Raw genomic sequence first — 7,607 nt, 5'->3', positions numbered from 1 at the left:
GCCGGGCAACCCACCCACCGGGCCCACGACAACGCCGCTGCACCGACCACACCACCGGTCAGGTCCAGCGGCGTCGTGCATCCCCCACACCCCCCACGGATGCGCAAAACCCCCACCACGCGCGAGACGGACCCGAAAAGGTGTCGCCGCCCGGCCACCGTTGTGGAAGGGTTCGGCCGGTCGGACCGGACGGTCCGGTGCCGCGCCCCTGCCCGCGCCCGGCGCACAGCTCGCACGCGCGCCCATCGGAGGAACGTCCGGATGACCCTGCCCGCACGTCTGGTCCCCCTGCTGGAACAGTTCGACTTCGCGCACCGCCGCCTCTCCGACCGGCTGGCCGGACCGGTGATGGACAGCGGCAACGGCACGGACGTCCCGGTCGGGCCGCTCACCGACGACGAGTACCTCTGGGAGCCGGTCCCCGGCTGCTGGTCGGTCCGCCGCCACGCGGACGGCCCCGGGGAGCGCGCCACCCTGCTCGTCGGCCCCGGCACCTGGGGCCGCGACGCCTCACCGGCCCCGCACCCCGTCCCGCCTCCCTTCACCACCCTCGCCTGGCGACTGAGCCACCTGACCGAGATGCTGGCGCTGCGCGCCGACCACACGACCGGCACCCGCTCGCTGACCAGGGACGACCACCCGGTGAGCGGCGACGCCGACTCCGCGGTCAAGGGCTTCGACAGCGCGGCGGGCGCCTGGCGGGCGACGCTCCTCGCGACCGACGACGCCGCGCTCGACACCGTCGGCCACAGCGCGTACCCGTACGGCAGCGACCCGGAGGATCCGTTCCTCGACATCGTCTGGTGGGTCAACCAGGAGCTGCTGCACCACGGCGCGGAGATCGCCCTGCTCCGCGACCTCCACCGCTCCCGCGCGCGGTCGGAACCGCTCTCCTGACCGGAGCCGCCGGGCCGGACCGGTCACCCGGACCGGTTACGCGGGCCGGTCGCGCGGGCCGGTGGTCACGCGGGCCGGGCCGGCAGGGGGAGCGGCAGCGCGGGCAGCCCGTCGAGGCTGGTGCCGACGTACGGCTTGCCCTCGCAGTAGGTGTTGAACTCCTCGTCGGTCTTCCGCCCGAAGTACTGCGTGTGCAGGTCGCGGTCGCCCTGGTAGTCCATCAGCGGCACCGCGAACCCGCAGGAGTCGCTGACCCGCTCCGCCACCACCAGCACGATCGCCCGCAGCCCCGCCCCGTCGACCGCCGGGTCGAACTCGCCCAGCAGCCCCGCGAACCGCGGGTCGTCGCGGAACACCGCCTCGCCCTTCCCGTGCACCCGGACGACCGTCGGCGGCCCGTCGAACGCGCACCACATCAGCGTGACCCGCCCGTTCTCCCGAACATGGGCGAGCGTCTCCGCCGTGGAGCCCCCGAAGTCCAGGTAGGCGAGGGTGAGTTCGTCGATCACCACCAGCGTCCCCGCCCGTCCCTTCGGCGAGACGTTGACGTGCCCCTCGCCCGCCAGCGGAGCGCTGGCGACGAAGAACACGGGCTGTCGCTCGATGAACCCGCGCAGGCGGCCGTCGATCTTCTCGTATGTCTTTCCCATACGACCATTCTGGCGACTGCGCCGGCCGGGCCGATCGGATATTCGCCATCCGAGACACTCCGGGGCGGCGCTCCCGCCTGCGGCTTCCCGCCCCGACCGGCCGCGACCCCGCCGGGTTGACTATCCTTTGGGGCCTGTTCGCTTCCGATGTTCTACCAGGGTGAGGGGAGTCGGGTCTTGGCCGACACCGGGCTGCTGGCCCACCAGCGTCAGGCGCTGATCGCCGAGATGGTGCGCCGCAGCGGGGCCGTGCGCGTCGCCGAGCTGGTCGATCAGCTGGGCGTCTCCGACATGACCGTGCGCCGCGATCTCGATGCGCTGGAGCGTTCGGGTGTGGTGAAGAAGGTGCACGGCGGCGCGGTCGCCGCCTCGGGCACCGCCATCGACGAGCCGGGTTTCGAGGCGAAGTCCGGTCTGGAGTCCGCCGCCAAGGCCGCCGTCGCGGAGGCCGCGGCGACGCTGGTCGAGCCGGGGAGCGTGATCGCCGTCGCGGCGGGGACCACCGCCTACGCGGTGGCGGCCAGGCTCCTGCACGTGCCGCGGCTCACGGTGGTCACCAACTCCCTGCCCGTCGCCGAGCTGATCCGCTCGGCCGGTGAGAAGGGGGAGCCGGGCTCGCCCTCGCTGCTGCTGACCGGCGGTTCGCCGACGCCGTCCGCCGCGCTGGTGGGCCCGCTGGCCGACCTGGCCGTCCAGTCCCTCCACGTCGACCTGCTGATCCTGGGGGCCCACGGGGTGTCCGAGAAGGCCGGCCTGACGACGCCCAACCTCGCGGAGGCCCAGACCAACCGGGCACTGGTCGCCTCCGCCCGGAGGGTCGCCGTGGTGGCCGACCACACGAAGTGGGGGGTCGTCGCGCTCAGCGGCTTCGCCACGCTCGACGAGATCGACGTCTTCGTCACGGACTCGGAACTCAACGCCCAGGCCCGCAGCACGCTCGCGGAGACCGTCGGGGAGCTGGTCGTCGCACCGCTGCCGGAGGCGTGACCGCTGCCGGAGGCATGACCGCCCGACCGGCAGCGGCGGCCGGGCGCCGTTCCGCCGGACCGAGTCGGCGCCGCCGGCGACGAGACCGCGCCGCCGTTCCCGGACGCCGGGGACGGCGGCGTCGAGCGCCCTCGCACACCCTTCACGCGGTCGCCCCGGGCGGTGCCGAGCCGTGGCACGAGACCGGCCTCGGCGCAGGCCGGGCCGGGACTCCGCGCGCACCCGGCCGTCGGAGGCCGGCCGCGCCGTCCCGACCTCCCGGGCAGCCCGAACGGCCTGCGGTCCCACCGCTGGTTCGCGCCACAACGGACCGCCTCAATCAATCAGAACCCAACCCATTCAAACGTCATGTGAAATATCACACCTTGCAGGCGCTCGCCGTCAAGTCCTGGCAGCTGTCGAGATCGAGCCGTGACAGGCCATATGGGACAAGCAAGTCGCGACTGGACAGGTCCATGCACACCTCTTGAGGGCGCCTCACGGGCATGCCTATGCTGCGTTGCTTTCCGTTTGAAAAACAGACAGAAAGCACCACCTGGCTCCCCCACCCACCTTGGAGCACCCATGCGCAGACCCGCGCCGCGCCTCCTGCCGCGCACTCTGCTCGCCCTCACCCTGGCCGCGTCCGGGCTGGCCGCGACCGTCCTCGGTCCCGCCGCGGCGACGGCCGCCACCCGCCACGCCCCGACCGCCGGACAGGCCGGCCCGACCTCCCCGGAGGCGACGGGTACGGCCCAGGACGGCGGACTCGCCCCCACCCCGCCCATGGGATGGAACTCCTGGAACACCCTCGGCACCGGCGTCACCCAGGAGGAGGTCGTCCAGACCATCGACTTCATGTCCTCCCGCGGCCTGGTCGCCGCCGGCTACGACACCGTCACCGTCGACGACGGCTGGTCAGTGGGCCACCGCGACGGCCAGAGCACCGACCTGGTCAAGAACTCCCACGGCGCGATGCAGCTCTACGACGCCGCGGGCAACCCGGTCAGCGGCACCGACGGCACCGGGTCCGACCCGACCACCGGCCACCTGGTGCCCCACCCGGACCGCTTCCCCTCCCGCGTCGTCGACGGCCGGACCGTCAACGGCATCGAGTACCTGTCCTGGTACGCCCACCGCAAGGGCATGAAGTTCGGTCTCTACGCCACGACCACGTACACCACGTGCCAGGGCCGTCCCGGCAGCCTGGGGCACGAGAGCGTCGACGCCGCCGACTTCGTCGCCTGGGGCGTCGACTTCGTCAAGTACGACGACTGCCCCTACGGGCCGCCCGTCCTGGGTCCCGACGGCCACAACTACGGCACCCAGGGCCAGGGCAGGGAGCTCACCCGCTCGATCTACGCCCGGGTCCAGGACTTCCGCCGCGCCCTGGACGCCGCCTCGGCCGCCCGGAACAGCCCCCGGGTGACCCTCAGCGTCTCCGCCCAGCCCGTCCACACCGGCGTGCCCCACCTGCTGGCCGGCGACGACCCGGCCCGTACCGATCCGGTGGTGGTCGCCGCCGGAACCCCCGCCCGCGAGGCGCCCGGGTACGCGCCGACCGGCGTCTGGTGCGGCCAGGTCGCGAGCCTCTGCCGGATCGGCGGCGACCGCGGCCCCGACCTCGAAGGCGTGCTGTACAACGGACAGTTGCGGACCTCGCTCGGCTACCCCGGCAACGTCCGGCCGGGCAGCTGGAACGACATGGACATGATGTTCGCCGGTTGGCAGGACCCGTACGGCCTGTACGGGGTCACCGACCACTGCACCTGTCACAAGCCGATGACCGACACCGAGTCGCGCAGCGAGATGGCGATCCTCGCCATGATGGCCTCCCCGTTGATCTCCGGCACCGATCTGCGCACCGCGGCGGACTCCGTGCGGACCGACGAGGGGTACACCTGGTCCACCGGCATCTCCGACTCCGCCCTGGCGATCTACAAGAACGCCGACGTCATCGCGGTCGACCAGGACCGTCTCGGCAAGCCCGCCACCCTGGTCGGCGCCCCGCCGACCAGCAGCACCGCCCCGCTCGTCCTCAAGCGCCCCCTCGCGGACGGCGACACGGCCGTCCTGCTCGTCAACCAGGACCCGGCCGGCTCCCGCACGATCTCCACCACCCTCGCCGAACTCGGCCTGACCGGCCCGGGTTACACGTCCAAGGAGCTCTGGACCGGGGCCACCGGCACCGTGACCGGCGCGCTCGGCACCCAGGTCGCCCCGCACGGCGTCGCCATGTACCGCCTCAAGGCGCTGCCGACCACCGTCCCGGCCGCCGTCATCGGCGACGGCCGGTACCACGGCATCAGCGCGGGGGGCACCGGCGGCCAGGCCCTGGAGGTGCGCGGCACCTGCAGCTCGCCCGACGGCTCGACCGTCGGCGTCAACACCTGGTGGAGCTGGCACACCTCGGAGCAGTGGATGTTCAGCCCCAACCCCGACGGCACCGTGCACATCACCGACAACTGCCGCACCGACACCCAGGTGCACGGCACGCTGACCGGAGGCAACGGGCCCGGCTGGGCCGCCTGGGTCCTCAACCGGTACGACCCCGCCAGCCCGCACCAGAAGTGGCGGGTCGTCCAGAACACCGCGACGGGCGCGCTGACCATCACCAACGTCGCCACCGGGCTGGCCCTGAACGCCCCGCAGGCCGCCCCGACCTCCACGGTCGTCATCAGCCCGCCGGACCCGGCCGCCGCAGGCCAGTCCTGGACGCTGCTCTCCTGAGCCACCGCTCCCGCACAGCCGCGTTCCCGCGTTCCCGCACAGCCGCACAGCCGCACAGCCATGGTTCCCGCTCCCCCGCACCAGGGGCGCCGGGCCCGGCCCTCCGGCCGCCCGGCGCCCTCCCCGAACCAACTTCCCCGTGCACCAGCCAGTTCGGTTCCGACCCCATGGAGGACTCGTGCGATCCCCCAACCGCAGGCCGGCCCGCCGCGCAGCGACGGCGCTGACCGCCCTCGCCCTGTTGGCCGGCGGCACCGCCCTGACCACCGGGCTCCAACTCGCCGCCGCGCCCCCGGCGGCAGCCCTCGACAACGGCCTCAACCTGACGCCCCAGATGGGCTTCAACAACTGGAACTCCACCTACTGCGGCGCGCAGTTCAACGAGGCGATGATCAAGGGCATCGCCGACATCTTCGTCAGCAAGGGCCTCAAGGCGGCCGGGTACCAGTACGTCAACCTCGACGACTGCTGGGCACTGCCCGACCGCGACGCCGCCGGCAACCTCGTCCCCGACCCGGTGCGCTTCCCCCACGGCATCAAGTCCCTCGCCGACTACGTCCACGCCAAGGGCCTGAAGTTCGGCATCTACTCCAGCGCCGGCGACCACACCTGCGACGTCAAGGGCTTCCCCGGCGGCCTCGGCCACGAGCAGCAGGACGCCGACCTGTGGGCCTCCTGGGGTGTGGACTACCTCAAGTACGACAACTGCAACAACCAGGGCGTCAACGCGCAGACCCGCTACAAGGCGATGGGCGAGGCGCTGAAGAAGACCGGCCGCCCGATCCTCTACAGCATCTGCGAGTGGGGAAGCACCGGCCCGTGGAACTGGGCGCAGCCGGTCGGCAACTCCTGGCGCACCACCGGGGACATCAGCGACACGTGGCAGAGCATGATCTCCATCGCGCAGGCCAACCAGGGCCTCGCCGGATACGCCAAACCCGGCGCGTTCAACGACCCCGACATGCTGGAGGTCGGCAACGGCGGCATGACGGGCACCGAGTACCGGACCCACTTCAGCCTCTGGGCCCAGATGGCCGCCCCGCTGATGATCGGTACCGACCTGCGCACCGCCGAGCCGGAGACCTTCGAGATCCTCACCAACACCGACGTGATCGCGGTGGACCAGGACCCGCTCGGCCGGCAGGGCACGGTGGTCTCCCGGGAGGGCGGGCTCGTGGTCATGAGCAAGCCCCTGGCGGACGGCAGCCGCTCGGTCACGCTGACCAACGAGGGCTCCTACGACACGACCGTCACCACCACCGCGCAGGCCGTCGGCATCGGCGGCGCGACCTCCTACACCGTCAAGGACCTGTGGTCGAAGAAGTCCACCACCGGCGACGGCACCCTCAGCGCCGTCGTGCCCGGACACGGCACCGCGATGTTCCGCGTCACCCCGCGGTCGCCGGTCTCGCCGCCGAACGGGATGACCCAGCTCAGTGACCTGCCGTTCGGCTCCGTGACCAACATGTGGGGGCCGGTCGAGCGCGACCGCAGCAACGGCCAGCACGAGCGGGGCGACGGACAGACCATCAGCATCCGCGACACCGCCTACCCGAGGGGCCTGGGCGTGCACGCCGGCAGCGACATCGCCTTCCACCTGGGCGGCACCTGCAAGAACCTCGTCACCGACGTGGGGGTCGACGACGAGGCCTACGGCAACGGTTCGGTCGTCTTCCAGATCTACCGGGACGGCACCAGGGTCGCCGACAGCGGCACGCTCACCGGCAAGGACCGGGCCAAGCGGCTGACCGCCGACCTCACCGGCGCGAACGAGCTGCGCCTGGTGGTCACCGACGCCGGTGACGGCACCAGCTGGGACCACGCCGACTGGGCGGGTGCGCGGATCGCCTGCGGCAACGGCCCGGCGGCCGGCACGCACCAGCTCTCCGACCTCGCCTGGTCCTCCGCGGGCAACAGCTGGGGCCCGGTCGAGAAGGACATGAGCAACGGCGGCAACCAGGCCCGGGACGGCCGGACCATCACCATCGCCGGCACGACGTACGCCAAGGGCCTGGGCGTCAACGCGTTCAGCGAGATCGTCTACTACCTCGGCGGCGCCTGCTCCTCGGTCACCACCGAGGTCGGGGTGGACGCCGAGGCGGAGGGCCGGGGCACCGTCTCGTTCGAGATCTACAAGGACGACGTCAAGGTCGCCGACAGCGGCCGGGTCACCTCGGCGACCCCAGCGAAGCGGCTGACGGCCGACCTGGCCGGGGCGAACGAGCTGCGACTGGTCGTCACCGACGGCGGTGACGGCACCAACAGCGACCACGCCGACTGGGCCGCCCCCGTGCTCACCTGCTGACACCGGCACGACGACGGGAGCCCCCGCGCCGGACGGCGCGGGGGCTCCCCAGTGGCCGG

5 protein-coding genes are annotated in these 7,607 nt (G+C 72.5%); 4 read left to right on the top strand and 1 reads right to left on the bottom strand.

The genetic code is table 11. The features are described from left to right. Window positions 1-261 precede the first annotated feature (261 nt). Window positions 262-897: a DinB family protein gene (locus ABZY91_RS26725; protein ID WP_355405559.1), complete on the top strand. Its 636-nt coding sequence runs from the start codon at window positions 262-264 to the stop codon at window positions 895-897. 65 nt (window positions 898-962) lie between these two features. Here the strand turns inward: ABZY91_RS26725 and ABZY91_RS26720 are convergent, their stop codons facing one another. Further along, window positions 963-1,547 (bottom strand): pyridoxamine 5'-phosphate oxidase family protein, encoded by a 585-nt coding sequence (locus ABZY91_RS26720; RefSeq protein ID WP_329881866.1) that lies wholly within the window; start codon window positions 1,545-1,547, stop codon window positions 963-965. A gap of 177 nt (window positions 1,548-1,724) precedes the next feature. Between ABZY91_RS26720 and ABZY91_RS26715 the strand changes: the two genes are divergently transcribed. From ABZY91_RS26715 to ABZY91_RS26705, 3 genes are all read left to right on the top strand, one after another. Continuing rightward, entirely contained in the window at window positions 1,725-2,534 is an 810-nt protein-coding gene (locus ABZY91_RS26715; protein WP_355405558.1) for a DeoR/GlpR family DNA-binding transcription regulator, read from the top strand. Between the two features lie 564 nt (window positions 2,535-3,098). Next, window positions 3,099-5,243 carry an alpha-galactosidase gene (locus ABZY91_RS26710; protein ID WP_355405557.1) on the top strand — a complete coding sequence of 715 codons (2,145 nt, stop codon included), beginning with the start codon at window positions 3,099-3,101 and terminating at the stop codon, window positions 5,241-5,243. A 178-nt stretch (window positions 5,244-5,421) separates the two neighbouring features. Beyond that, entirely contained in the window at window positions 5,422-7,548 is a 2,127-nt protein-coding gene (locus ABZY91_RS26705; protein ID WP_355405556.1) for an NPCBM/NEW2 domain-containing protein, read from the top strand. Window positions 7,549-7,607 lie beyond the last annotated feature (59 nt).

This window comes from Kitasatospora sp. NPDC002965, assembly GCF_040611255.1.
Taxonomy (GTDB): Bacteria; Actinomycetota; Actinomycetes; order Streptomycetales; family Streptomycetaceae; genus Kitasatospora.
This window is presented reverse-complemented; position numbering and strand designations above follow the sequence as displayed.